Below are 25,674 nucleotides of genomic sequence, written 5' to 3'. Positions count from 1 at the left end.
GGGGCTACCTCAATATCCCTTCCAGGAAGTCGCTGCCGAGCCGCGCCACCACGGTGACGTCCAGCTGGTGCAGGACGTACCGGCCGCGGCGGCGGGTGGTGAGCAGGCCCGCCTTCTTCAGGACGCTCAGGTGCCGGGATATCTCCGGGGCGGTCATGCCGTGCACCTGGGCGAGCTCGCTCGTGGTGTAGGCGCTGCGGGCCAGGTGGCGGCACAGCCGCATCCGGACGGGGTGGGAGAGCGCGGTCAGCCGCAGGGTCAGCTGTTCGACCGAGGGCGGGGAGGCGAGCTCGGGGGAGCCGACGGGGTAGTGCAGGGCGGGCTGCCAGCCGTACCGGTGCAGGACGCTCAGGTGCGGCCAGCCCAGGCTCGTGGGGATCAGCAGCAGACCGCCCTCCGCCGTGGCGCTGTGTCCGATGCCCAGCTTGTCGACCGTGATGCGGCCCTGCGCCTCGTCGAGCGTGACCGCCGACGACACCGCGGTGAGCGCCTCCGCGAGGCCCTTGCGGCGCAAGAGGTCCGTCTTGTGGCGGGCGTCCGCCGCGAGCTGGTGGCGCAGCCGCGACCAGGTGTCCGCGAAGAACGCTTCGTCGCAGTCCTCCACGAACTGCCGGAACCAGGCCCGGATCCGCGGCGGGTCGGACAGCAGCCGCTCGGCGAACCGCACCTGTTGCGGTCCGCGCGACGCGGCCAGCTCCAGGGCGCGCCGGTGCAACGCGGCGTCGGAGAGCACACTCGGGCCGTGCGAGGAGTACGGCAGCGCGCAGGTGAACTCCAGGGCCGCGTCCACGAACTGCTCGTCCGTCAGCTTGTCGAGCAGGTCCAGATCCTCGGCGATGGAGGCCCCGGGGAGCGTTGTCCGGCCCGCGATGCCGGCGAAGGGCATGAACAGGTCCGAGAACGTCGTCCGCCACAGGAAGTCCGCCTCGCACATCCGGTCGGCCAGATGCGGGTCGAGCCGGGCGGTCACGCCGGTCACCCAGGCCTGCAGCCCCGGATGGTGCCCCGGTTCGGCCAGCGCGTGCAGCGCCATGCCGAGCTCGGCCAAGGGCGAGGGCACGACGGCGACCCTCTGCGGCCGCAGCCCCGCGATGTCGATGCGCACGCTCATGACCTCATGGTGCACCCCGCCACTGACAACGCCGTCCTCGATTGACGGCGGCCGTCAATCGACGCGACGCGGCCGTCATTCGAGGCGACACGGCTGTCACTTGCGGCGCAGCCTGGGCTCAGCCGCTGACCTCCCTCAGCCGGGCGACGAAGTCCGCGGCCGCCGTCCTCACGTCCGCCGCCGTCCACTCCAGGGCCGCGCCGCGGACGGCGACCTCGGTCATGGACAGGCCGGGGCCCTTCTCGTCCCAGGGGTGGATGAACAGGGCCGTCCCCGTCTCCTCCGACTGCCGGATCGCCGCCTCGGAGAGTTCGTCGACGCCGTACGGCAGCCAGACCTGGAAGTCGAAGGTGTGCGGCACCTCGGGGTGGACCCGCGCCCACGGCACCCCGGCCTCCGCGAGCCCCTCGCGCAGCGCGGCGGCCACCACGCGCGCGTGGGTGACGTACTCGGGCAGCCTGGGCAGTTCCCGCTCCAGCCCGGCGAGGGCCGACAGGACGGTCGGGAACTGCTGGAAGACCGCGCCGCCGTACCGGTGCCGCCAGGTCTTCGCCTCGTCGATCAGGGTCTTCGGGCCGGCGAGTGCGGCCCCGCCGAAGGCTTGGAAGGACTTGTAGAACGACACGTACACGCTGTCCGCGAGGTCCGCGATCTCGGCCAGGGGGCGGCCGAAGTGGACGGTGGTCTCCCACAGACGCGCCCCGTCGAAGTGCACCACGGCGTCGCGCTCGCGAGCCGCCTCCACGACCTCGGTGAGCTCCTCCCAGGTGGGCAGCACGAAACCGGCGTCCCTGAGGGGCAGTTCCAGCATCAGCGCCCCGAAGGGCTCCTCGAAGCCGCGTATCTCGTCGGCCGTGGGCTGCCGTGGCTCGCTCGTCACATGGACCGGGCGCAGACCGGAGACCTCCCGGAAGGCGTCGCGCTCGTGCACCTCGGGATGGGCCAGGGCGTGCAGGGCGACGGTGGGGTTGCCGGTCCGGCCCGCCCAGCAGCGCAGCGCCACCTGCTGGGCCATCGTGCCGGTCGGGAAGAAGGCGGCGGCCTCCTTGCCGAGGAGTCCTGCGACCTTCTCCTCCAGGGCCTCGACGATGCCGTTCCCGTAGAGGTCGGACGGCTCGTCCAGGTCGTAGAGCGCGTCCGCCCCGTCGAGCAGCGACAGGCGCTCGCGGAGAGGTGCGAGCAACCCCAGGCGCGCCAGCGTGCGCGTCGCGCTCCGATACGCGCTGATGCGCCGTGCGCGGCGGCGCAGAAGCCGTTCCGCCTCCGTGAGCTGCTCCGGTCGCGCCTCGTCCGCCGCCTGCCCCGCGCTCTGCTCCGCTGTGTCACTCATGCCCGGATCATCTCGTGCGCCCCGGGCGCGGGCACACGGATTTCCGCACTCCCCGGCCCACAGGGAAACCCACAGCCTGTGGACAACCGAACGCCCCTCGAACCGATCGCGTTAACATGACGAGAAATCGTCCGGTACCCAGATGCGGACTGGAACGGGAAGGCCGCCGTCGCGTGAGTACAGCCCAACAGCCAGACAACAAGGACCGCCCCGCGCGGCTCACCGTAGGCGTCGTCGGCGCCGGCCGGGTGGGGCCGACGCTCGCCGTGTCCCTCCAACTCGCCGGGCACCGGCCGGTGGCCGTCTCCGGGGTCTCCGACGCCTCCCGGCGGCGGGCCGCGCAGATGCTCCCGGACGTCCCGATCGTCACCCCCGCGGACGTCCTGCAGCGTGCCGACCTGGTGCTGCTCACCGTCCCCGACGACACCCTGCCCGGTCTCGTCGAGGGACTCGCCGAGACCGGTGCCGTGCGGCCGGGGCAGCTGCTCGTGCACACCTCCGGGCGGTACGGCGCGAAGGTCCTGGACCCTGCCCTGCGCGCGGGCGCGCTGCCGCTGGCCCTGCACCCGGCGATGACCTTCACCGGCAGCCCCGTGGACGTCGAGCGCCTGGCCGGCTGCTCCTTCGGCGTCACCGCTCCCGAGGAACTGCGGCTGGCCGCCGAGGCCCTCGTCATCGAGATGGGCGGCGAACCCGAGTGGATCGAAGAGGAGAAGCGGCCGCTGTACCACGCGGCCCTAGCCCTCGGCGCCAACCACCTGGTCACGCTGGTCGCCCAGGCCATGGAGCTGCTGCGCTCGGCCGGAGTCGGGGCCCCGGACCGGATGCTCGGCCCGCTGCTCGGCGCCGCCCTCGACAACGCCCTGCGCTCCGGTGACGCGGCCCTCACAGGACCCGTCGCGCGCGGGGACGCCGGCACGGTCGCCGCGCACGTCACGGAGCTGCGCAGGCACGCCCCGCAGACCGTCGCGGGCTATCTCGCGATGGCCCGCGCGACCGCCGACCGGGCGCTCGCCCACGGACTGCTGAAGCCGGAGCTCGCCGAGGACCTCCTCGGGGTACTCGCCACGGGTAGCAACGGCGCCGAGGGAGACGCCCGATGACCACGACCCTGCTGCGCACCGCCGGTGAACTGCACGCACGCGCGCGCGTGGGCCGCCGGGCCGTCGTGATGACCATGGGCGCCCTGCACGAGGGCCACGCCACCCTCATCCGCACCGCGCGCGAGATCGCCGGACCCGACGGCGAGGTCGTCGTCACCGTTTTCGTGAACCCCCTCCAGTTCGGCGCGGGCGAGGACCTGGACCGCTACCCGCGCACCCTGGACGCCGACCTCAAGATCGCCGAGGACGCCGGCGCGGACGCCGTCTTCGCACCCTCCGTCGACGAGGTCTACCCCGGCGGCGAGCCCCAGGTGCGCATCAGCGCGGGCCCGATGGGAGGGCGCCTGGAGGGCGCCTCGCGGCCCGGCCACTTCGACGGCATGCTCACCGTCGTCGCCAAGCTGCTGCACCTCACCCGCCCCGACATCGCCCTCTACGGCCAGAAGGACGCCCAGCAGCTCGCTCTGATCCGCCGGATGGTGCGCGACCTGAACTTCGGCGTCGAGATCGTCGGCGTGCCCACCGTGCGCGAGGACGACGGCCTTGCCCTCTCCAGCCGCAACCGCTACCTCAAGCCGCAGGAGCGGCGCACGGCGCTCGCCCTGTCGCGCGCGCTGTTCGCGGGCCGCGACCGGCACGCGGCACAGGAGGCGCTGCGCGCGCGGGCCCGCGAAGTGCCCGCCACGCACGCGCGTGCCGAGGCACTGAGCGCCCTCGGCGAGTCCCGCGCGGCCGCCGACGCGCACGCCGTCGCCAAAGCCCTTCCCGGTTCGCCCTCGACCGTCCGCGCGGCCGCCCGTCTGATCCTGGACGACGCCGCGCGCCAGGACCCGCCGCTGGCCCTGGACTACCTCGCGCTCGTCGACCCGTCCGACTTCAGCGAGATCGACGACGACTTCACCGGCGAGGCCGTCCTCGCCGTCGCCGCCCGGGTGGGGACGACCCGGCTGATCGACAACATCCCCCTGACCTTCGGAGCCGCCTCGTGACCAGCACAGGCATACGACTGCACGCGCCCGCGCCCGGGTGGTCCATCGAAGCGGACGTCGTGGTCGTCGGCTCCGGGGTCGCGGGCCTGACCGCGGCCCTGCGCTGCGAGGCCGAGGGCCTCAGGACCGTCGTCGTCACCAAGGCCCGCCTCGACGACGGCTCCACCCGCTGGGCTCAGGGCGGCATCGCCGCGGCCCTCGGCGAGGGCGACACCCCCGAACAGCACCTGGACGACACGCTGGTGGCGGGCGCGGGCCTGTGCGACGAGGAAGCCGTACGGATCCTCGTCACCGAGGGACCGGAAGCCGTACGCCGCCTGATCGCGACCGGCGCGCACTTCGACGAGTCCGAAGAGGGCGACCTGGAGCTCACCCGGGAGGGCGGCCACCACCGCCGCCGGATCGCGCATGCGGGCGGTGACGCCACCGGCGCGGAGATCTCCCGGGCGCTCGTCGAGGCCGTACGCGCGCGTGGACTGCGCACGATCGAGAACGCGCTCGTGCTCGACCTGCTGACGGACGCGCACGGCCGGACGGCGGGCGTCACCCTGCACGTCATGGGCGAGGGCCAGCACGACGGCGTGGGCGCGGTCCACGCCCCCGCGGTCGTCCTCGCGACCGGCGGCATGGGCCAGGTCTTCTCGGCGACCACCAACCCGTCCGTGTCCACCGGCGACGGCGTGGCGCTCGCCCTGCGGGCCGGTGCGGAGGTCTCGGACCTCGAATTCGTGCAGTTCCACCCGACCGTGCTGTTCCTGGGTGCGGACGCGGAGGGGCAGCAGCCCCTGGTCTCCGAGGCGGTACGCGGCGAGGGCGCCCACCTGGTCGACGCGGAGGGCGTGCGCTTCATGGTCGGGCAGCACGAACTCGCCGAACTCGCGCCCCGCGACATCGTCGCCAAGGGCATCACACGGCGCATGCAGGAGCAGGACGCCGAGCACATGTTCCTCGACGCCCGGCACTTCGGCGCCGACATGTGGGAGCACCGCTTCCCGACGATCCTCGCCGCCTGCCGCGCCCACGGCATCGACCCGGTCGCCGAGCCCATCCCGATCGCGCCGGCCGCCCACTACGCCTCCGGCGGCGTGCGCACCGACTCCCAGGGGCGTACGACCGTCCCGGGCCTGTACGCGTGCGGCGAGGTCGCCTGCACGGGCGTGCACGGCGCGAACCGGCTCGCCTCCAACTCCCTCCTGGAGGGACTGGTGTACGCCGAGCGCATCTCCGCCGACATCGTGGCGAGCCGTGCCGGGCTCCACGCGCGCGTGCCCGCCCCCGTCGAGCGGCCCGAGAGGCCCGCGCATCCCCTGCTCGCGCCCGAGGCGCGGTTCGCGATCCAGCGGATCATGACCCAGGGCGCGGGAGTGCTGCGCTCGGCCGGGTCCCTGTCCAAGGCCGCCGGTCTCCTGCAGCAGCTGCATTCCGACGCCCGCGACGCCCTCGCCGAGAACGGCAAGACGGCCGAGCCCGGCGTCGACACCTGGGAGGCCACCAACCTCCTGTGCGTGGCCCGTGTCCTGGTCGCCGCCGCCCTGCAGCGCGAGGAGACGCGCGGCTGCCACTGGCGCGAGGACCAGCCCGACCGGGACGACACGGCATGGCGCCGCCACATCGTCGTACGGCTCAATCCCGACCGGACCCTCGCCGTACACACCACCGATACCGCAGACTTCCCCCCGACCCGGCAGCCCCTTCAGGAGCAGTGACAGCAGTGAGCACCGACGACCTTCCCCTCGCCTCCTCCGGCGGCTGCGGCGACGGCTGCGCCTGTGGCGCCGCCTCCGACGCTCCCGACGAGGAATATCTGGAGTGCGGGCTCGACCCCGCGCTCGCGCAGCTCCTGGCCGACGCCGGACTCGACCCCGTGGAGGTCGAGGACATCGCCAACGTCGCCATCCAGGAGGACCTCGACCACGGCGTGGACGTGACGACCGTCGCGACCATCCCCGAGGACGCCGTCGCCACCGCCGACTTCGTCGCGCGGGAGGCGGGCGTCGTGGCCGGCCTGCGGGTCGCCGAGGCGGTCGTCTCGGTGGTCTGCGAGGACGAGTTCGAGGTCGAGCGGCACGTGGAGGACGGCGACCGGGTGGAGGCCGGACAGAAGCTCCTGTCGGTCACCACACGCACGCGTGACCTCCTCACCGCCGAACGCAGCGCGCTCAACCTGCTGTGCCGGCTCTCGGGCATCGCGACCGCCACGCGCGCGTGGGCGGACGCACTGGAGGGCACCAAGGCACGCGTGCGCGACACCCGGAAGACGACCCCGGGGCTCAGGTCGCTGGAGAAGTTCGCCGTGCGGTGCGGGGGCGGGGTCAACCACCGGATGTCGCTGTCCGACGCGGCGCTGGTGAAGGACAACCACGTGATCGCCGCCGGTGGCGTCGCGTCGGCCTTCAAGGCCGTACGGGAGGCCTTCCCGGACGTGCCGATCGAGGTCGAGGTCGACACCCTGCACCAGCTGCGGGAGGTCGTGGACGCGGGCGCCGATCTGATCCTGCTGGACAACTTCACGCCCGGGGAGTGCGAGGAGGCGGTCGCGGTCGTGCACGGGCGGGCCGCGCTGGAGGCCTCCGGGCGGCTGACGCTGGACAACGCGCGCGCGTACGCCGACACCGGGGTCGACTACCTCGCCGTCGGGGCGCTCACCCACTCCTCGCCGATCCTCGACATCGGCCTCGATCTGCGCGAGGCGGAGTAGTCGCGATGCTCCTCACGATCGACGTAGGCAACACGCACACCGTCCTCGGGCTGTTCGACGGCGAGGACATCGTCGAGCACTGGCGGATCTCCACGGACGCGCGCCGGACGGCGGACGAGCTGGCGGTACTGCTGCAGGGGCTGATGGGCATGCATCCGCTCCTCGGCGACGAACTGGGCGACGGGATCGACGGGATCGCGATCTGCGCGACCGTGCCGTCCGTGCTGCACGAGCTGCGTGAGGTGACGCGGCGGTACTACGGCGACGTGCCGGCCGTGCTGGTCGAGCCCGGGGTGAAGACGGGGGTGCCGATCCTCACCGACAACCCCAAGGAGGTCGGGGCGGACCGGATCATCAACGCGGTGGCCGCCGTCGAGCTGTTCGGCGGCCCTGCGATCGTCGTGGACTTCGGTACGGCGACGACGTTCGACGCGGTGTCCGCGCGCGGGGAGTACGTCGGCGGAGTCATCGCGCCCGGTATCGAGATCTCCGTGGAGGCGCTCGGCGTGAAGGGCGCGCAGCTGCGGAAGATCGAGGTGGCCCGGCCTCGGAGCGTGATCGGCAAGAACACGGTCGAGGCGATGCAGTCCGGGATCGTGTACGGCTTCGCCGGGCAGGTCGACGGGGTCGTCGGCCGGATGGCCCGGGAGCTCGCGGACGATCCGGACGAGGTGACGGTGATCGCCACGGGTGGACTGGCGCCGATGGTCCTGGGCGAGTCGTCGGTGATCGACGAGCACGAGCCGTGGTTGACGCTGGTGGGGTTGCGGCTGGTGTACGAGCGGAACGTATCGCGGATGTGACGCCGCCGTCGGCCGCCCGGCAGCCCGGTGACCGGCCGCGCGTCCGGGCGGGTGGCCTGGTCGCGCCACACCCGTCCGCTATGACGAATTTGTCTGATTAGCGCGTACTGTCGCCGCATGCCCACGCCATACGGATCCCGCGGCGGCATGGCGTTCGGCGTGGAGGAGCTGCGCGTGCTCCGCCGCGCTCTCGCCCTCGCCCTGCACCCCGCCCCCGCCTCGGCCGAGGACATCAAGGACTGCCATCGCCTCGCCGAGTCCCTCGACGAGGCGGTGCGTGAGGGTGCCCGGTTGCGCGCCTTCCTGGTGGCCGACCTCGCCCGGTACCGAGCCGCGCTGCCCGGCACCGCCGCCGGTTACCTCACCCTGCTGGAGGAGGCGCTGGGTGCCGGGTACCGGCCCGAGCCCGACGATCTCGCCGCGCTGAGGGCGCTGCGCGGCAACCCGGTCGCGGCAGCGCTGCTGAGCCGCTGCCAGGTGCTGGCCGAGCGGGCCGTACGGGCCCGTCTGGCGGGCTCCACGGCCACCCGGCGTGCACGGGTCGCCCCAGCGGTCCCCGCCTCCCGTACACGCCTCCTGGCGCTGCCCGGTGGCCTTTCCGGATCTCTTTCCGGTGGCTCTTCCGGAGGCCCTTCCGAGATCGCCCGGGGCGGCCCCGCGGACCAGAACGCCAAGGAGCCGGCGAAGCGTCCGGCGCAGCCGCCGGCGAAACCCGCGGAGAAACCCGCCCCCGCCGCCCCCCAGCCCTCCCGGCGGCCCATCCCCACCCCGGGCGAGGTCTTCCCCCGCCGCAAACCGGCCCCGCCCCCGGCGAACCCGCCACAGCACCTGGCCGCGGGCTGACGCGACGGACCGCACCCCGCCCGAGTTGTCCCCGTGCGCCTGGCTACTCTGGACGCATGGACTATGTCTCCGCGCTCGTGCCCCCGGTCGTCATGGCCGTGTTCTTCATCGGCCTGATCCGGGTGATCGTGAAGACCCAGGGCGGGGCCAACAAGGCCAAGGAGGACGCGGCCGTCGACGCGGCGCTCGCGCGCGCGGAGGGGGCCAAGCAGGCCTCCGGGTCCGCGGGCGACGCCTGAGCGATCCGCGGCGCCCTCGTCGGCGTACGACTCACCGAGCCATCGCGCTTTCCGAGTCGTACGCCCTTTTTGTTGCTGTTTGGTGTTGAAAGGGCCGTCCGTCACGCCGATAGCCGGATCTCCCACTATTGTGCTGAGCTGTGCCTCGCCCATTGGGAGAACTCGAAGACGCGGTCATGACGCGGGTGTGGAAGTGGAACCGCCCGGTCACCGTTCGGGAAGTCCTGGAAGACCTTCAGCAGGAACGGTCCATCGCCTACACCACGGTGATGACCGTTTTGGACAATCTCCATCAGAAGGGCTGGGTGCGCCGTGAGGCGGAAGGCCGGGCCTATCGATATGAGGCGGTCTCCACACGGGCCGCCTACGCCGCCGCACTGATGAACGACGCCTGGTCCCAGAGTGACAACCCCGCCGCCGCTCTCGTCGCCTTCTTCGGCATGATGAGCGAGGAACAGCGACTGGCACTCCAGGACGCCGTGCGGATGGTCCAGGGGCCGCCCGCGGAGAACCCCGACTCGGCATCGCGGGGCGGCGGGCGATAGCGTCCGCTCATGTCCGCGAAGAGTCCCTCCGCCGAGAACCCCGAAGTCACCGCAAAAGCCATCACCGTCCGGCGGGCCCGTACCAGCGATGTCGCCGGCATCCGTCGGCTCCTCGACTCCTACGTCCACGACCGCATCCTGCTCGACAAAGCGACCGTGACGCTTTACGAGGACATCCAGGAGTTCTGGGTCGCCGAGCGCGACGACAACGCCGAGCTGGTCGGCTTCGGTGCCCTGCATGTGATGTGGGAAGACCTCGCGGAAGTGCGCACTCTCGCCGTGAAGCCCGGACTCAAGGGCGCCGGGGTCGGCCATCAGTTGCTGGAGAAGTTGTTGCAGACGGCCCGCTGGCTCGGTGTTCGCCGCGTTTTCTGTCTCACCTTCGAAGTGGACTTCTTCGGCAAGCACGGCTTCGTCGAGATCGGTGAGACGCCCGTTGACACCGATGTCTACGCGGAGCTACTGCGTTCCTATGACGAAGGCGTGGCGGAGTTCCTCGGTCTCGAACGGGTGAAACCGAACACCTTGGGCAACAGCCGGATGCTTCTGCATCTGTGATCGCCAGGATTCCGGCGCTCGGCCCTGCCCAGGTTCCCTATGTCCGAAACGCGCATGTTTCCGGACGAGGAGAGCCCTGTCGGTCTCTCCCGGGGGTTTGTGTTTTCCCAGCAAAAGCGGTTTGCTTTCCGACGTACTGCAGTACTGCATATAACAGGGGACGGCGAAACGGCGGACGCCGCAGACCCCCGGCCCTCAAGTATTGGATGAAAGGAAATCCGGTGGCACAGAAGGTTCAGGTCCTTCTTGTCGATGACATCGACGGCGGCGAGGCGGACGAGACCGTCACGTTCGCGTTGGACGGCAAGACGTACGAGATCGATCTCACGACTGCCAATGCGGACAAGCTCCGTGGCCTTCTCGACCCTTACGTGAAGGGCGGTCGCCGTACCGGAGGCCGAGCTGCGGGTGGGCGCGGAAAGGCGCGGGCCACTTCCGGCGGCAGTCAGGACACCGCTCAGATCCGTGCCTGGGCGAAGGAGAACGGTTACGAGGTCAATGACCGCGGCCGAGTTCCGGCGAGCATTCGCGAGGCTTACGAGAAGGCCAACGCCTGATCGAAAGGTCCACGGCGGCCGGGGCCTGCGAATGCTTATGGCCGGGCGCGCCGCAGGCGCAGCCGGTGGCAGTGCGTCGCCACCGTGTTCACGACGCGTACGAGATCGGGGGCGCCCCCATCGCCCCCAAGCGCCGACAAAGTCGGCAGCGAGGCCTCGACCTCGCACCCAGGCTCGGGGGGCCGCAGCCACACGGCGGCCCCCTGCAGGGCGCCCGGTTCCGGACGCGCCGGCAGGGCGAGGGATTCGTCTTCGCCGGGCCCGGTGGGCCGCCCCGACGGCATCTTCCCGAGTCCGCTCACCGCGGGCTCCGGTGGAAGCGGTGCCCGCATCACGCCGCCCGTGCCGATCGCCCGCAGGTCGAGCGCCAGGGTGCCCCACTCCAGCCAGTCCAGCAGGCCCGGCAGCTCCTCCGCGCTGCCCGCGGCCACCAGGAGTTCCATGCGGTCGCCCCGCATCGCCACCGGCGAGGGCCCGGCGAGATGGCGCAGGGCCGCGCGGCCGGCCTCGGCCGGAATGTCCAGGACGTCGAAGCGCAGCCCCAGACGCAGTCGTAGGGGAGATTCCGCGGTGCTGGCGGGCACCGTGGGCCAGCCCAGTTCGTTCTCGTACCAGCGGCGGACCGGATCGTCGCCGAAGACGGCCAGGTCGAGGGGCCGACGGGGGAGCGGGACCGCGGTGAGATCCGTGGCGAGAGAGGGGTGGCTGCCGGACATGCCAAGTGCAACCGCCGAAAGGCACGGGAGTTACGTTGGGTGCACCGGCGTGTGCGAAGAGTGGCCGAAATGGGGGCGTGCGGGGGTGCGCGGTGGTGCAAGGTTGTTCGCCCATAGCGGAGGGACGGGGGGCGTGCGGCATGGAGTGTCGGTCCGCGCGGGTAAGACATCCCTAGTGGGAGGGGGCGACACGCAGGAAAGGCCGTCTCACGTTCGCCATCGGCGTACTGGCGACTGGGGTAACTGCCTGGCCTGCGGGAACATCGTCTCGCACCATCGGGTTGGAGCAGATGTCGGCGTTCGGGGTCAGGAGGCCAAGGACGGTGTCGGCAGTTGGAATGAGCGGTCCCCGCTTGCGGGACTAAGCTGCGGAAGGACAGGGAGGGGAAGTTCCCCCCACTGCCTGACCGCTCTGAGGAGCGATTAACGATGTTCGAGAGGTTCACCGACCGCGCGCGGCGGGTTGTCGTCCTGGCTCAGGAAGAAGCCCGGATGCTCAACCACAACTACATCGGCACCGAGCACATCCTCCTGGGCCTGATCCACGAGGGTGAGGGTGTCGCCGCCAAGGCCCTTGAGAGCCTCGGGATTTCGCTCGAGGCGGTCCGCCAGCAGGTGGAGGAGATCATCGGGCAGGGGCAGCAGGCCCCGTCCGGGCACATCCCCTTCACCCCCCGTGCCAAGAAGGTCCTGGAGCTGTCGCTCCGCGAGGCCCTTCAGCTGGGCCACAACTACATCGGCACGGAGCACATCCTGCTCGGCCTGATCCGTGAGGGCGAGGGCGTCGCCGCCCAGGTCCTGGTCAAGCTGGGCGCAGATCTCAACCGGGTGCGGCAGCAGGTCATCCAGCTGCTCTCCGGTTACCAGGGCAAGGAGACCGCCACCGCCGGCGGGCCTGCCGAGGGCACCACCCTCGACGTCCCTGGTCCTCGACCAGTTCGGCCGGAACCTCACCCAGGCCGCTCGTGAGTCCAAGCTCGACCCGGTCATCGGGCGCGAGAAGGAGATCGAGCGGGTCATGCAGGTGCTGTCCCGCCGTACCAAGAACAACCCGGTCCTGATCGGTGAGCCCGGCGTCGGCAAGACCGCCGTCGTCGAGGGCCTCGCCCAGGCCATCGTCAAGGGCGAGGTGCCCGAGACGCTGAAGGACAAGCACCTCTACACGCTTGACCTCGGCGCGCTGGTCGCCGGTTCCCGCTACCGCGGTGACTTCGAGGAGCGCCTGAAGAAGGTCCTCAAGGAGATCCGCACCCGCGGCGACATCATCCTGTTCATCGACGAGCTGCACACGCTGGTCGGTGCGGGTGCCGCCGAGGGCGCCATCGACGCGGCTTCGATCCTGAAGCCGATGCTGGCCCGCGGCGAGCTGCAGACCATCGGTGCGACCACGCTGGACGAGTACCGCAAGCACCTGGAGAAGGACGCGGCCCTCGAGCGCCGTTTCCAGCCCATCCAGGTCGCGGAGCCGTCCCTGCCGCACACGATCGAGATCCTCAAGGGTCTGCGTGACCGGTACGAGGCCCACCACCGGGTCTCCATCACGGACGAGGCGCTGGTCCAGGCCGCCACCCTGGCCGACCGGTACATCTCGGACCGCTTCCTGCCGGACAAGGCGATCGACCTGATCGACGAGGCCGGCTCCCGGATGCGCATCCGCCGGATGACTGCGCCGCCGGACCTGCGCGAGTTCGACGAGAAGATCGCGGGCGTGCGCCGCGACAAGGAGTCCGCGATCGACTCGCAGGACTTCGAGAAGGCCGCCTCCCTCCGCGACAAGGAGAAGCAGCTCCTGGCCGCCAAGGCCAAGCGGGAGAAGGAGTGGAAGGCCGGCGACATGGACGTCGTCGCCGAGGTCGACGGCGAGCTGATCGCCGAGGTCCTCGCGACCGCCACCGGCATCCCGGTCTTCAAGCTGACCGAGGAGGAGTCCTCGCGTCTGCTGCGCATGGAGGACGAGCTCCACAAGCGGGTCATCGGCCAGGTCGACGCCGTCAAGGCGCTGTCGAAGGCGATCCGCCGTACGCGTGCCGGTCTGAAGGACCCGAAGCGTCCCGGTGGTTCGTTCATCTTCGCCGGCCCGTCCGGTGTCGGTAAGACCGAGCTGTCCAAGGCCCTCGCCGAGTTCCTCTTCGGTGACGAGGACGCGCTGATCTCCCTCGACATGTCGGAGTTCAGCGAGAAGCACACGGTCTCGCGGCTCTTCGGTTCGCCCCCCGGCTACGTGGGCTACGAAGAGGGCGGCCAGCTGACGGAGAAGGTGCGGCGCAAGCCGTTCTCGGTGGTCCTCTTCGACGAGGTCGAGAAGGCCCACCCGGACATCTTCAACTCGCTGCTGCAGATCCTGGAGGACGGTCGCCTGACCGACTCCCAGGGCCGGGTCGTGGACTTCAAGAACACGGTCATCATCATGACGACCAACCTCGGCACCCGGGACATCTCCAAGGGCTTCAACCTGGGCTTCGCGGCCTCGGGTGACAAGAAGACCAACTACGAGCGCATGAAGAACAAGGTCTCGGACGAGCTCAAGCAGCACTTCCGGCCCGAGTTCCTCAACCGCGTCGACGACGTGGTCGTCTTCCCGCAGCTGACCCAGGCCGACATCCTCCAGATCGTCGACCTGATGATCGGCAAGGTGGACGAGCGCCTCAAGGACCGGGACATGGGCATCGAGCTCTCCCAGTCCGCCAAGGAGCTGCTGTCCACGAAGGGTTACGACCAGGTGCTGGGTGCGCGACCGCTGCGTCGCACGATCCAGCGCGAGATCGAGGACACGCTGTCGGAGAAGATCCTCTTCGGCGAGCTGCGTCCCGGTCACATCGTGGTCGTCGACACGGAAGGCGAGGGCGAGACCCAGACCTTCACCTTCCGCGGCGAGGAGAAGGCGGCACTGCCCGACGTCCCGCCGATCGAGCAGGCGGCCGGCGGTGCGGGGCCGAACCTGAGCAAGGAGGCGTAAGCCTCAGGGCGACGCCAGAAGGGGCCGGTGCTTTTCGAAGCGCCGGCCCTTTCTCAGCGCTCGACCAGGGCCACCTCGACTCCGGGGAAGTGCTTCGCCAAGGGGGCGAGCGAGACGGAGAACCCGGTCAGGCTCACCAGGGTCACCGAGCGCAGTGCCGGCAGCCTGCGCGCCAGCGAGGAGAAGTCCTCGGTGCCGTCCAGCCCCGAGATGCGCAGGCTCTCGACGGCCCCCAGCTCCGGTATGGGAGCGACGACGCCCTGCGCGTCCCCCAAGGTCCACGCCTGCAGCTGCAGCTCCGTCAGCCGGGGCAATGCGGCCACCGCCTGCCAGTCGGCGGCTGTCAGCGCGTTCGTCAGCGTCAGACACAGTTCCCGCAGACTCGTCCAGTGCTCCAGCCCGCGCAGACCCGTGTGGTTCGTGCTCAGCCTGCCCAGGGAGAGCCGTTCCAGCGGGGAGCCGACCGGCAGGACATCGGTGAGGCGGCCACCGGGAAGCTCCCGTTCGACCCCGAGCCGTCGTAGCGAGCGCAGTGCCGCCATCCCCTTGAGGCTGGCGATCTCCGCGCAGAAGAGGTCGACGAGAGGCAGCGGGGCGAGCCGGTCGAGGCCGTACGCCCACGGGCAGTCGAGCCACAGCACCTCGAGGGAGCGGAAGGCCAGCAGGGCGCCAAGATCGTCGAACTCCCGATTGTCGATCAGGCGGAGGTGCGTCACCGCCTCGGGTGCCGCCACCGCGGCCACGATCTCCTCGGCGCGGTGGTCGTCCCGGAAGGACAGGTTGCTCCAGGGGCGCATCCCGGCCAGCGCCGCCCGCTGCTCGGCCGACTCGCAGGTGATGTAGAGGTCCTCGTGATCAAGGTGGTCCAGCACCTCCGCCGCGTACTGGTCCGTGGGGAACCGGCCCCAGGTGCCGACCAGTTGCCGCAGCACATCGAGATGCGGGTGCCCGCGGAACTGACGCAGGACCCCCAGCGCCCCTTCCGGTTCCTCCGAACCCAGCGCCGAGGCGGTGATCGTGATGTTCAGTGCTTCCTCGTCCGTCAGGCCCGCGGGGCCGGGCAGCAGTTCGAGGACCAGCGGTCCCGCCTCCGCCAGCGCCTTCGCATCCTCCGCCGACCGCGGCGGGATCAGGGCTCCGGCCCGCTGCTCCACCTCCGCCCGCACCTGCGGATCCAGCGTCGCCGCGTGTTCCAGGCAGGCCAGGGCCAGCAGCGTCAGACGCGGGGTGTCCCAGAGGAGCAACTGCCGTATCAGAGAGGCCCGTTCCCGGGGCCGGGCGTGCGCCACCGCCATGCGGATCACGTCCTCCCATTGGGTGTCGTCCGCGTGGCTGGTGAGGACGTCGAGGTGGCCTTCCTCCACGGCATAACGGGCGCCCAGATAGTCCTGGAAGGTGCGGTGGACGAAGTCCACGGTCCCGTCGGCGGGTTGGCGGAGCAGGCCGCTGCGCAGGAGCAGCGATCGAAGCACCGTCGCGGCGTCCCCCGGCCGGCCGATCGTCGGCAGGCAGCGGTCCACCATCCCCTCGGCCGTGGCGCGGTCCATCTCGGTACGGCCGCTCAGCACCAGCGCGTACGCCAGGCGCTGCAGCAGCTCCAGCTGGGCCTCCGCACCCAGTTCCACCTCGGCCACCGCGCCCATGCCCCGCTCCCGGTCGCGGCGCGAGAGCAGCATCGTGAGGGCGGCGTCGTACAGCTCCTTGCGGCCGGTGGGGAGGTAGCCCCGCCGCTCCCGGTGCAGGGCGCAGATCAGGCCGCACATCAGGGGGTTGGTGGCGAGGCGGGCGAGGTCGCGTTTGGTGCGGAGGCTGTCGAGGAGCGGGCCCTCGTACTCCGGGGCCCGGGCCGCCGTGTGCCAGCGGTGGACGAAGGTGGACACGTCCGCGCGGCGCATCGGGGCCAGGGTCAGTTCGCGAAAGCCCTCCGTGGCCAGCCAGTCGGGGCGTACGGCGGTGGGCCGGGAGGTCAGGAGCCAGCGGTTGCCGGGGTAGGCGTGGATGAGGGCGAGCAGCCAGTCGCGGGTGCGGTGGCGGTCGGCGGCCGGGATCTCGTCCAGGCCGTCGACGAGGATCAGGCCGCGGCCCGCGGTCAGGACCCGTTCCGTCCAGCCTTCGGGAGCGGACAGGGGGCAGCTCACCTGCGTCAGGAAGTCGGCGGGTGCGGGGAGCGAGCCGGTGCGGATCAGGGTGCGCAGGGGGAGGACGTACGGGATGTGCGTGGCCTCGCGCGCGGCTGTGACCGCCAGCCATTGGACCAGCGTCGTCTTGCCGGAGCCCGCGTCGCCGCGCAGCAGGACGCGGTCGTGGGTCAGGAGGGCTTCCTCGGCGGGGAGTTGGACGGTGACGCGGACGGCTCCGGGACGGTCCTCCGGGAGGGCGCGGTCGTCCGGGGCCGTCGCCTCCAGGCTGAGGTAGGCGACTTCGAGGGGCCAGCGGTCCGGGGAGTCGCGCAGGTCGATGCCGTAGATGGTGATGTGGTTGTGGCGGTCGGTGACGTACGGCAGATAGCGGCGTTCGAAGGTGCGGTCCTGGGCGCCGGGGCGGGGGCTGCGGGCGAGCAACTCGTCGATCTTCGCGATGAGTTCGGTCTGGGCGCGGGTCTGCTCGACGAGTGTGCGGGCTACAAAGGTGGAACGCCGGGTGAAGAACTCCAGGATCTGCAGGCAGGCCCACTCGATCGCGTTGTCGAGGAAGTAGCAGGCGTCGGCGGAGAGCCCGGCGGTGGGAGGCGCCTGGTGGCGCAGCTTCCTGGCGAGCTCGCGGTAGCCGAGGCGTACGGCCTGCACGTCGTTCATGTCCAGGTCGCCCAGGGCGAGCAGTTGGCGCGTGAGGGCGTCGGTGACGGCGGCTTCCTCTTCGGCCGGGAAGGGCGGCTCGCCCGGGGAGTCCACGGCCGCGCGGACCATGCTGCGGGCCAGGGCGTGGACCTGCTTCTCGCCGAGGGTGCGCTGCTCGCCTCGGAAGGAGACGAGGGCGGAGAGCCGGACGGGTTTGTCCACCAGGCCGGCGCCGGGACCGTCCGGCCGGAAGAGTTTCCTCACCAGTTGGCCGACCAGTCCGGACGCCAGTTTGCTGCCGAGTACCGCCGGCTCCATCCGCCACCCCCGTGTGCGCTGCGACGGATGGAGCCTAAGGCCGGTCCGGCGGATCAGGCCGACTTCAAGCCACGGTGCCCGATCGGTGCGGGTGAGCGGGGCCGCAGAAGTGCGGTCCGGATTCCGCGCCGTCGGAGGTCAGGACAACTGACCGTTGTAGTCCGGGAGTTTGAAGGTCTTCTCGGCGTGGCCGCCCGACAGGTCGGTGGCGCTGTTGCCGATGTTCGCGATGATCGTGTAGCCCTTGTTCTCGATGGCGACGCGCTGGGCGGTCTTGTAGGCGGCGACGTCCTTGAAGAGGTCGATGAAGTTGCGGACGTAGAGGCCGCTGACCTGGTAGCCGACGTGCTTGAGGTTGTAGTCGGTCACCGAGGCGATGATGTCGGGGCGGGCGGTCACGAAGAACAGGGATACCCCGTGCTCCTGGGCGTACTTCGCGACGTCCAGGACGGGCTTGTTGGCCGGCGCGGGGTAGCTGAAGCCGAAGTCCGTCTCCAGGGTGGTGTTGTCGATGTCGAAGACGATCGCCTGCTTCTCGCCGGGCCTGGTGGCGGCGATACGTGTCTTCAGGTAGGGGAGGGCCTGGCCCATCACGGCCTGGCAGTCGGTCTGCCAGGTGGCGTAGTCGACGTCTTCGGCGGCGGCCGTCGCGGTCGGGGAAGCGCTGGTGGTCGTCGTCGCGGCCTCGGCGGGGACGGCCAGGGCGACGAGTGCGGCTGCGGAGACGGTGCTCACGGCTATGCGGTGCGCCCAGGGGCGTCGGCTTGTCACGGTGGTGGGGGTCCTCTCACGTCCGGAAACGCTGCAGTTGTCCCGTGCATGTTTGTTGGTGAGGGTGGCGCGAGGGGAACCGTAGGGTTACTGATTGGTAGGAAGCCAGAGGCGTGCGTCACATGACATGGCTTTCGCCTTCGGGCTGCCGGTGACTTGCCGCACAGGCGATTTGTCCGTTACTAGGCGGAATAGTGGAGACATTCAGGGCAAGAGGGGGGCTTCTGGCGCAGCCCGCCGAGGCCTATTACTACAGTCCGTCGTAGATGTGCTGTTTGGGGGTTTTTGAACCCCGGGGGTACCAAGGGTTGTCCCATCCGGCCGCCGCTGTGCGCCGGATGGTTTCCTGTCCCCGGCTTTCATGAGGTTCTGATGTTCCAGCGCGCCTTCAACCGCTCTTCCCGTACGTCCCTGCTCCGCACCCGTGTTGCCGTCGTGGCCGCGTCCGTCGGGACGACGGTCGCGCTGGGCGCCGGAGTCGCCTCGGCCGCGTCCTCCTCGGCCTCCTGGGTCGACCCGGTGAAGAAGTACACGCTCAGCGCCAGCTACGCGCAGGCCGGGAGCATGTGGCACTCCACCCACAGCGGGCAGGACTTCGCCGTGCCGAGCGGTACGGCCGTCGTCGCCGCGCACGGCGGTACCGTCGTCAAGGCCGGCCCGAGGGGTGCCGGTGACGGTTCCGCCTACGGCAACGCCATCGTGATCAAGCACGGCAAGGGGAAGTACTCGCAGTACGCCCACCTTTCCCGGATCAAGGTCAAGGTCGGCCAGGTCGTCAAGACCGGCCAGCGCATCGCCCTGTCCGGCAACACCGGCAACTCCAGCGGCCCGCACCTGCACTTCGAGATCCGCACGACCGCCAACTACGGCTCCGCCATAGACCCGGTCGCCTTCCTGCGGGCCAAGGGCGTCAAGGTCTGAGCGGCTGACCGGCTACGCCTTCGCGCTGCTCCGGTGGGCCTGGGTGACCAGGTCCGTCGCCACCTCCAGGACCGCCTTGCGCTTGGCCTCCGGGTCGGCGGTGATGTCCTGGAGGAAGAACATCCCGGCGTGCATGGTGAAGATCGCGCTGACGCAGCGGACCTGGTCGGTCAGGTCCGCTTCCGGATCGATGATGATCTCGCGCAGCCCCTGCATGCGCTCCTTGAAGGTCTCGCCGACGCGCAGTTCGCGGACCGCCGCCTGGTTCTCCTGCATGAAGCGGAACAGCGGTGCCGCGCCGGCCAGGGTCTCGCTGTAGCGCCGGACGATCTCCTGCTTGGTCTCCAGCGTGTGCGGCTGCTTCCTGCCCCACTCGATCAGGTCGAGGATCGGCTGCGTCAGATCGTCGAAGATGCTGACGAGGATCTCTTCCTTGGTCTTGAAGTGGTAGTAGAGCGCCGCCTTGGTCACGTCCAGGTGCTCGGCGATCTCCCGCAGTGACGTCTTCTCGTACCCCTGCTCCGCGAAGAGTCCGAGGGCTACGTCCTGGATGCGCTGGCGCGTGTTGCCGCGCCTCTGCTGCTTCGTGACGTCCATGGTGCCGCCCATCCTCTTGCTCCTCGGCTTTCCATAAAACTTACTTGACGCCCGGCTAGTTACGCCTCTACCTTCCCCAGTGTAGACAACTAGCCGGGCGGCAAGTAAGTGCCCCGGCGGGGGCAGTACCGCAGGACCTCAGGGGAGTGGGAACGATGGCGGACACACAGACGGTCGAGACGGAGCCGGAAAAGAAACAGCGCAGCGTGCGGGTCGTCCTGCTCGCGCTGATGATCACCATGATGCTCGCGATGCTCGACAACATGATCGTGGGCACCGCCATGCCGACGATCGTGGGCGAGCTCGGCGGACTCGAACACCTCTCGTGGGTCGTCACGGCCTACACGCTGGCCACCGCGGCCGCCACCCCGCTCTGGGGCAAGCTCGGCGACATGTACGGCCGCAAGGGCGTCTTCATGACGTCGATCGTGCTCTTCCTGATCGGCTCCGCGCTCAGCGGAATGGCCCAGGACATGGGGCAGCTCATCGGTTTCCGGGCTGTGCAGGGCCTCGGCGCCGGCGGTCTGATGGTCGGCGTCATGGCGATCATCGGTGACCTGATCCCGCCCCGGGAGCGCGGCAAGTACCAGGGCATGATGGCCGGCGTCATGGCGCTCGCGATGATCGGCGGTCCGCTGGTCGGCGGCACCATCACCGACAACTGGGGCTGGCGCTGGTCCTTCTACATCAACCTGCCGCTCGGCGTGGTGGCGCTCGGCCTCATCAGCGTCGTACTGCACCTGCCGGCGAAGCGCGCGCAGGCGCGGATCGACTATCTCGGCGCCGCGCTGCTGACCGTCGGCATCACCTCCATCGTGCTCGTGACCACCTGGGGCGGCACGCAGTACGCCTGGACGTCCGCGCGGATCATGGAGCTGATCGGGATCGGCGTCGCCGCGCTCGTCGGGTTCGTGTTCTGGCAGACCAAGGCCGCCGAGCCGGTCGTGCCCCTGCACATCTTCCGCAGCCGCAACTTCACCCTGATGTCGATCATCGGCTTCATCACCGGATTCGTGATGTTCGGCGCCACCCTCTTCCTGCCGCTGTACCAGCAGTCCGTGCAGGGCGCCTCCGCCACCAACTCCGGGCTGCTGCTCCTGCCGATGCTCGGCGCGATGCTGGTGACCTCCATGGTCGCGGGCCGGGTCACCACCAACAGCGGGCGGTACTACGTCTTCCCGGTCCTCGGCAGCGTCCTGATGGTCATCGGGCTGTACCTGCTGTCGACGATGGACACGGGGACCTCGCGGCTCACCTCCGGCATCTTCATGGCCGTCGTCGGTCTCGGCATGGGCTGCCTGATGCAGATCACCATGCTGGTCGCGCAGAACAGCGTGGAGATGAAGGACATGGGCGTCGCGTCCTCGTCCACCACCCTGTTCCGTACCCTCGGCTCCTCCTTCGGTGTCGCCATCATGGGCGCGCTGTTCAACCAGCGGGTCCAGGACACCATGGCCGAGCGGGGCGGGGCGCTGGGTTCCAAGGTGACCGAGCAGTCCGCGCAGCTGGACGCGAAGAGCCTGGAGAAGCTGCCGGACGCGGTGCGCGAGGCGTACCAGTACGCGGTGTCGGCCGGCACGCACTCGGCGTTCCTGCTCGGCTCGATCGTCGCCGTGGTCGCGCTGGTGGCGGCGGTGTTCGTCAAGGAGGTGCCGCTGAAGGGCGCGGGACCGCAGAAGTCGGCGGACGACGCGGCGCCGGCTCCGCTGGTCGAGGTCTGAGCCGACCCTCCTGAACCGAAGGCCCCCGGACGGTGTCCGCCCCGGGGGCCTTCTTCGTGCGCGCTCGCGGGGTCGATGTCAGTGCCGCGTGCCACCATCGGCCTCATGGACAAGGTGCGGCAGATCCGGCTCGCCAAGGACGCCATGGACCGGGACTGGGCCGATCCGGACCTGGACCTGGACGCCGTGGCGGCGCATGCCGGGTACTCGCGGTATCACTTCCTCCGGGCCTTCAAGGAGGCGTACGGCGAGACGCCCGGGCAGTACCTCACGCACCGGCGGATCGAGCGGGCCGAGGAGATGCTGAGAGGTGCCGATCTGAGCGTGACCGAGATCTGCCACCTGGTCGGCTTCAGCAGCCTCGGCACCTTCTCCGCCCGCTTCAAGGCGCGGACCGGGCTCACCCCGAGCGAGTACCGCACCAAGCACGTGGGCCGCGGCGCCTCCCTGATCCCCGGGTGCTACGCCATGCTCTGGGCCGGCGGATTCCCCACCGCGAGAGACGCGAAGAGGACCGCAACTTTGAAGAAGCGGCCCGGTCCCGGCCCTGCCTACGGTGACGGAGAGGAACCCCCGCACGACAGGAGAGCAGAGTCATGATCCAGGGACTGGGCATCGCCACCGTATGGACCTTCGACCAGCAACGCACGAAGGCCTTCTTCACCGAGAAGCTCGACTTCGAGGTGCGCAGCGAGGTCTCGATGGGTGAGATGACATGGGTCACCGTCAGCGCCAAGGAGCAGCAGGGCGGCGTCGAGCTGGCGCTGATGAGCCTCGACGGCCCGGGTCTGGACCCGGAGTCCGCCGAGGCGCTGAAGAAGCTCGTCGGCAAGGGCGTGATGGGCGCCGGAGCGTTCCGTACGGACGACTGCCGCGGTGACTACGAGACGTTCCGGGCGCGCGGGGTGGAGTTCATCCAGGAACCGCAGGAGCGGCCGTACGGCATCGAGGCGATCTTCCGCGACGACAACGGCAACTGGTACTCGCTGACCCAGCGCCGCGAGGAGCTCGACTTCTCGAAGGACTGGGCGTGACGGAGACCGGGGAGGAACTGGCCGCGGCGGACCACACGGCCGTGCGGGTCGCCCTCTGGCGGGCCCTGCACGTCCGCGCGGATCCGCCGCCGCATGTCCTGGAGGACGAGATCGGGCTGCGGCTCGCGGACCCGGACGACGGCTGGCGCGACCGCCCCGACATGGACGTGGACGCCACGCGTCGCACCCGCGCGTCGATCGTGGCCCGGGCCCGGTTCGTCGAGGACCTGGTCGTCGGGGCGGTCGGACGAGGGGTGGACCAGTACGTCGTCCTCGGCGCCGGTCTCGACACGTTCGCCCAGCGCAGGCCCGAGGTCGCCGCGTCGAGCGGGCTGCGGGTCTTCGAGGTCGACCGGCCCGGCCCGCAGGCCTGGAAGCGGCGGCGGCTCATGGACCTCGGGCTCGGCGTGCCCGAGTGGCTGCGGCTCGTGCCGGTCGACTTCGAGGGGGACTGGTGGGGGCGGCTCGTCGAGGCGGGGCTCGATCCCGCGCGGCCCGCGGTGGTCGCCTCCACGGGCGTCACGATGTACCTCACCCGGGAGGCGGTCGCGGCCACGTTCCGCCTGGTCGCCGGGCTCGCCCCGGGTTCCATGCTGGTCACGACCTTCCTGCGGCCCATGGAGGACGTCGAGCCGGACCAGCGGCCACAGCTCGAGGCCGCCGTCGCGGGCGCACGGGCCGCGGGGACGCCGTTCCTGAGCTTCTTCCGGCCCTCCGAGATCCTGGCCCTGGCCCGCGAGTCCGGCTTCCGCGAGGCCCGGCACGTGCCGTCGGAGGAGCTGGACCGGCGCTACTTCGCGGGGCGGGCGGACGGGGTGCGACCGTCCAGGGGAGAGGAGCTGGTGCTGGCGCGGGTCACGGCAGCATCGGATGGCTTCCGGTGGCCGTAGGGGCGTGCTCCGGCAGCCACAGTACGGCCACCGTGACTTTCGCCGGGGCGTCCTTCGGGGGGCGGGCGGACGGGGTGCGACGGTCCAGGGGAGAGGAGCTGGTGCTGGCGCAGGTCACGGCAGCATCGGATGGCTTCCGGTGGCCGTAGGGGCGTGCTCCGGCAGCCACAGTACGGCCACCGCGCCCTCTGCCGGGGTGCCCTCCGGGGTGCCGACCGGACGGACGTTGCGGAACGTCAGCCGTGCCCCCAGCACCCGTGCCTGCCCAGCCGCGATGGTCAGTCCGAGCCCGTGGCCGTGACCCGCGCGGTCCGCGCTGCCCGTGCGGAAGCGGCTCGGGCCGTCCGCGAGGAGGTCCTCGGGGAAGCCGGGTCCGTGGTCGCGAACGCGGATGACCCGGCCCTCGACGGTGACCTGGACGGGCGGCTTGCCGTGCCGGGCGGCATTGGCCAGGAGGTTGAACAGGACGCGCTCCAGGCGGCGCGGGTCGGTCATGACCTCCGACTCGTGCACCACGCGCACCTCGATCTCCGGGTCCTTGGCCGCCACCCGCCGGGCGACGAACTCCCCGAGCAGGATGTCCTGGAGCTCCGCCCGCTCGGAGGCGCCGTCGAGGCGGGCCACCTCCAGGACGTCCTCGACGAGGGTGCGCATGGCTTTCGCCCGGTCCAGGACCAGTTCCGTGGGCCGGCCCGGGGGCAGCAGCTCCGCCGCCGTCAGCAGGCCCGTCACCGGTGTCCGCAGTTCGTGCGCGATGTCCGCGGTGACCCGGCGCTCGGCTTCCAGCCGCTGCTGGAGAGCGTCCGCCATGGCGTCCACCGCACTGGCGAGGTCGTCGGTCTCGTCCCGTACGACCCCGCCGATCGCGTCCCGCACCCGTACGTCCGTCTCGCCCTTGGCCATCTGGTTGGCCGCGGCCGCCGCCTTCCGCAGCCGCCGCGACAGCTGCCCGCCGATGAGCACGCCGAGCGCGCTGCCGCCGAGGACGACCGCGATGGAGCCGATCACCAGGGCCTGGTCGAGGTCGTTGAGGATGTCGGTGCTGCGGTCGGTGAACCCGGTGTGCAGGGACAGCACATGGCCGCCCTTGACCGGGACGGCCGCCCAGATGTCCGGGCCGCGGTCGGGCCGGTCGGAGACGTAGGTCGCCCGGCGGCCCTCCTCGACCTTCTCGCGCAGCGCGGGCGGCAGATGACGGTCGTCGACCGCGATGCTGGGGAAGTTCGGCTTGCCGGTCAGCTCGTAGTTGCGCTGGGCGATCTGGATCCGTTCGTCCGCGAGGTCGCGCGCGTTGTCCAGCATCGAGACGCGCGCCGCGTTGTGCACGACCAGACTGAGCGCGACCGCCACGAGCGCGCCGACCAGCGCGATGGCCGCGCTCAGCTTCCACCTCAGCCCGGTCCGCACGGCCAGCCGGTCCGCCACCGGGCCCCGAAGGATCCCCCGCATACCCCAGGTCCCCCGCTCAGGCCTTCAACTTGTAGCCGAAGCCACGGACCGTCTCGATCCGGTCCTGGCCGATCTTCGTCCGCAGCCGCTGCACATGAACGTCGACGACCCGGGTGTCACCGCCCCAGCCGTAGTCCCACACCCGCTCCAGGAGTTTGTCGCGGGACAGGACCGTGCCGGGCGCGGAGGAGAACTCGAGGAGCAGCCGCATCTCCGTCGGGGTGAGCGCGACCGGCTGCCCGGCCCTGCGCACCTCCATGCCCTCGGTGTCGATCTCCAGCTCGCCGAAGGACAGCACGCCCCCGGCGGCCGCGCCCGCGCTCTCCTCGCCCCGGTCGGCCCCGCCCGCGTGCCCGAAGCGGCGCAGCACCGCACGGATCCGGGCGACCAGGACGGCACCGTCGAACGGCTTGGTCACGTAGTCGTCGGCGCCGGCCTCCAGACCGAGCACCACGTCGATCGAGTCGGCGCGCGCCGACAGCATGATCACCGGCACGGTGGACTCGTCGCGGATACGGCGGCACAGGCTGACGCCGTCCAGGCCCGGGACCATGACGTCCAGCAGGGCGATGTCGGGGCGGTCCGCCCGGAACGCCTCCAGGCCGGACAGTCCGTCGGGCATGGCGGTGACCGCGAAGCCGTCCCGCTCCAGGGCGAGTTGGGTGGCCTCGCGGATGACGTCGTCGTCCTCGACGAACAGCACGTGGGTCTGGTCTGCCATCCGGGCGCTCTCACTCTTCGGTGTCGA

Annotated in this window: 23 protein-coding genes and 1 pseudogene; 16 read left to right on the top strand and 8 right to left on the bottom strand. The window is 70.7% G+C overall.

Annotated features, from left to right (window positions below):
- Positions 1-4 precede the first annotated feature (4 nt).
- Both M2157_RS21515 and M2157_RS21510 read right to left on the bottom strand, forming a co-directional pair.
- Positions 5-1,111, bottom strand: a complete 1,107-nt coding sequence (locus M2157_RS21515; RefSeq protein ID WP_280865976.1) for a DUF5937 family protein — start codon at positions 1,109-1,111, stop codon at positions 5-7.
- 118 nt (positions 1,112-1,229) lie between these two features.
- Positions 1,230-2,441: a beta-eliminating lyase-related protein gene (locus M2157_RS21510; RefSeq protein ID WP_280863316.1), complete on the bottom strand. Its 1,212-nt coding sequence runs from the start codon at positions 2,439-2,441 to the stop codon at positions 1,230-1,232.
- 173 nt (positions 2,442-2,614) lie between these two features.
- On the opposite strand from M2157_RS21510, the gene M2157_RS21505 reads away from it, so the two are divergent.
- From M2157_RS21505 to M2157_RS21460, 10 genes are all read left to right on the top strand, one after another.
- Positions 2,615-3,544: a DUF2520 domain-containing protein gene (locus M2157_RS21505; RefSeq protein WP_280863315.1), complete on the top strand. Its 930-nt coding sequence runs from the start codon at positions 2,615-2,617 to the stop codon at positions 3,542-3,544.
- Positions 3,541-4,533, top strand: coding sequence for a pantoate--beta-alanine ligase (gene panC / locus M2157_RS21500; protein WP_280863314.1), 993 nt, complete (start codon positions 3,541-3,543; stop codon positions 4,531-4,533). The genes M2157_RS21505 and panC overlap by 4 nt, the downstream gene beginning before the upstream one ends.
- The gene (locus M2157_RS21495) at positions 4,530-6,239 is read left to right on the top strand and encodes an L-aspartate oxidase (protein ID WP_280863313.1); all 1,710 of its coding nucleotides are present in this window, start codon (positions 4,530-4,532) and stop codon (positions 6,237-6,239) included. The genes panC and M2157_RS21495 overlap by 4 nt, the downstream gene beginning before the upstream one ends.
- 5 nt (positions 6,240-6,244) lie before the next feature.
- Positions 6,245-7,231 (top strand): carboxylating nicotinate-nucleotide diphosphorylase, encoded by a 987-nt coding sequence (nadC, locus tag M2157_RS21490; RefSeq protein WP_280863312.1) that lies wholly within the window; start codon positions 6,245-6,247, stop codon positions 7,229-7,231.
- A 5-nt stretch (positions 7,232-7,236) separates the two neighbouring features.
- Entirely contained in the window at positions 7,237-8,034 is a 798-nt protein-coding gene (locus tag M2157_RS21485; RefSeq protein ID WP_059209184.1) for a type III pantothenate kinase, read from the top strand.
- A 147-nt stretch (positions 8,035-8,181) separates the two neighbouring features.
- A complete protein-coding gene (locus M2157_RS21480) occupies positions 8,182-8,877 on the top strand; it encodes a hypothetical protein (RefSeq protein WP_280863845.1) in 696 nt (231 codons plus the stop codon).
- A 56-nt stretch (positions 8,878-8,933) separates the two neighbouring features.
- Positions 8,934-9,116: a hypothetical protein gene (locus M2157_RS21475; protein ID WP_266515543.1), complete on the top strand. Its 183-nt coding sequence runs from the start codon at positions 8,934-8,936 to the stop codon at positions 9,114-9,116.
- A 152-nt stretch (positions 9,117-9,268) separates the two neighbouring features.
- On the top strand, positions 9,269-9,661 hold the full coding sequence (locus tag M2157_RS21470; RefSeq protein WP_328640124.1) for a BlaI/MecI/CopY family transcriptional regulator: 393 nt from the start codon (positions 9,269-9,271) through the stop codon (positions 9,659-9,661).
- A 9-nt stretch (positions 9,662-9,670) separates the two neighbouring features.
- Complete coding sequence (locus M2157_RS21465) at positions 9,671-10,219, top strand: amino-acid N-acetyltransferase (RefSeq protein WP_057612446.1); 549 nt, start codon at positions 9,671-9,673, stop codon at positions 10,217-10,219.
- Between the two features lie 221 nt (positions 10,220-10,440).
- Positions 10,441-10,776 (top strand): Lsr2 family protein, encoded by a 336-nt coding sequence (locus M2157_RS21460; protein WP_280863311.1) that lies wholly within the window; start codon positions 10,441-10,443, stop codon positions 10,774-10,776.
- Between the two features lie 35 nt (positions 10,777-10,811).
- Here the strand turns inward: M2157_RS21460 and M2157_RS21455 are convergent, their stop codons facing one another.
- Positions 10,812-11,492, bottom strand: a complete 681-nt coding sequence (locus tag M2157_RS21455; protein ID WP_280865975.1) for an SCO3374 family protein — start codon at positions 11,490-11,492, stop codon at positions 10,812-10,814.
- Between the two features lie 429 nt (positions 11,493-11,921).
- Between M2157_RS21455 and M2157_RS21450 the strand changes: the two are divergent.
- Positions 11,922-14,448, top strand: a pseudogene (locus tag M2157_RS21450) (ATP-dependent Clp protease ATP-binding subunit).
- 53 nt (positions 14,449-14,501) lie between these two features.
- Here the strand turns inward: M2157_RS21450 and M2157_RS21445 are convergent.
- Together M2157_RS21445 and M2157_RS21440 are read right to left on the bottom strand one after the other, a co-directional pair.
- Positions 14,502-17,543, bottom strand: coding sequence for an NACHT domain-containing protein (locus M2157_RS21445; protein WP_280865974.1), 3,042 nt, complete (start codon positions 17,541-17,543; stop codon positions 14,502-14,504).
- Between the two features lie 138 nt (positions 17,544-17,681).
- The gene (locus M2157_RS21440) at positions 17,682-18,314 is read right to left on the bottom strand and encodes an HAD family acid phosphatase (RefSeq protein ID WP_280865973.1); all 633 of its coding nucleotides are present in this window, start codon (positions 18,312-18,314) and stop codon (positions 17,682-17,684) included.
- A 372-nt stretch (positions 18,315-18,686) separates the two neighbouring features.
- Between M2157_RS21440 and M2157_RS21435 the strand changes: the two genes are divergently transcribed.
- On the top strand, positions 18,687-19,235 hold the full coding sequence (locus M2157_RS21435; protein ID WP_266515528.1) for a M23 family metallopeptidase: 549 nt from the start codon (positions 18,687-18,689) through the stop codon (positions 19,233-19,235).
- Between the two features lie 12 nt (positions 19,236-19,247).
- Here M2157_RS21435 and M2157_RS21430 read toward each other — a convergent pair whose 3' ends face one another.
- Positions 19,248-19,844: a TetR/AcrR family transcriptional regulator gene (locus M2157_RS21430; RefSeq protein ID WP_280863308.1), complete on the bottom strand. Its 597-nt coding sequence runs from the start codon at positions 19,842-19,844 to the stop codon at positions 19,248-19,250.
- Between the two features lie 143 nt (positions 19,845-19,987).
- Here M2157_RS21430 and M2157_RS21425 point away from each other — a divergent pair, with 143 nt between their 5' ends.
- The 4 genes from M2157_RS21425 to M2157_RS21410 all read left to right on the top strand — a co-directional run bounded on the left by M2157_RS21425 (position 19,988) and on the right by M2157_RS21410 (position 23,477).
- The gene (locus M2157_RS21425) at positions 19,988-21,553 is read left to right on the top strand and encodes an MDR family MFS transporter (protein WP_280863307.1); all 1,566 of its coding nucleotides are present in this window, start codon (positions 19,988-19,990) and stop codon (positions 21,551-21,553) included.
- 105 nt (positions 21,554-21,658) lie between these two features.
- On the top strand, positions 21,659-22,153 hold the full coding sequence (locus tag M2157_RS21420; RefSeq protein ID WP_280865972.1) for a helix-turn-helix transcriptional regulator: 495 nt from the start codon (positions 21,659-21,661) through the stop codon (positions 22,151-22,153).
- Positions 22,150-22,587 carry a VOC family protein gene (locus M2157_RS21415; protein WP_280863305.1) on the top strand — a complete coding sequence of 146 codons (438 nt, stop codon included), beginning with the start codon at positions 22,150-22,152 and terminating at the stop codon, positions 22,585-22,587. The genes M2157_RS21420 and M2157_RS21415 overlap by 4 nt, the downstream gene beginning before the upstream one ends.
- Positions 22,578-23,477 (top strand): class I SAM-dependent methyltransferase, encoded by a 900-nt coding sequence (locus M2157_RS21410; RefSeq protein WP_280868259.1) that lies wholly within the window; start codon positions 22,578-22,580, stop codon positions 23,475-23,477. Before M2157_RS21415 ends, M2157_RS21410 begins: the two co-directional genes overlap by 10 nt.
- Positions 23,478-23,591: 114 nt before the next feature.
- Here the strand turns inward: M2157_RS21410 and cseC are convergent, their stop codons facing one another.
- Both cseC and cseB read right to left on the bottom strand, forming a co-directional pair.
- Positions 23,592-24,926 (bottom strand): two-component system sensor histidine kinase CseC, encoded by a 1,335-nt coding sequence (gene cseC / locus M2157_RS21405; RefSeq protein WP_280863304.1) that lies wholly within the window; start codon positions 24,924-24,926, stop codon positions 23,592-23,594.
- Positions 24,927-24,942: 16 nt separating this feature from the next.
- Positions 24,943-25,647, bottom strand: coding sequence for a two-component system response regulator CseB (gene cseB, locus M2157_RS21400; protein ID WP_280863303.1), 705 nt, complete (start codon positions 25,645-25,647; stop codon positions 24,943-24,945).
- Between the last annotated feature and the right edge of the window lie 27 nt (positions 25,648-25,674).

It is taken from the genome of Streptomyces sp. SAI-127 (assembly GCF_029894425.1).
Taxonomy (GTDB): domain Bacteria; phylum Actinomycetota; class Actinomycetes; order Streptomycetales; family Streptomycetaceae; genus Streptomyces.
The sequence above is the reverse complement of the archived record's forward strand: the minus strand, read 5'-3'. Positions and strand labels throughout refer to the sequence as shown.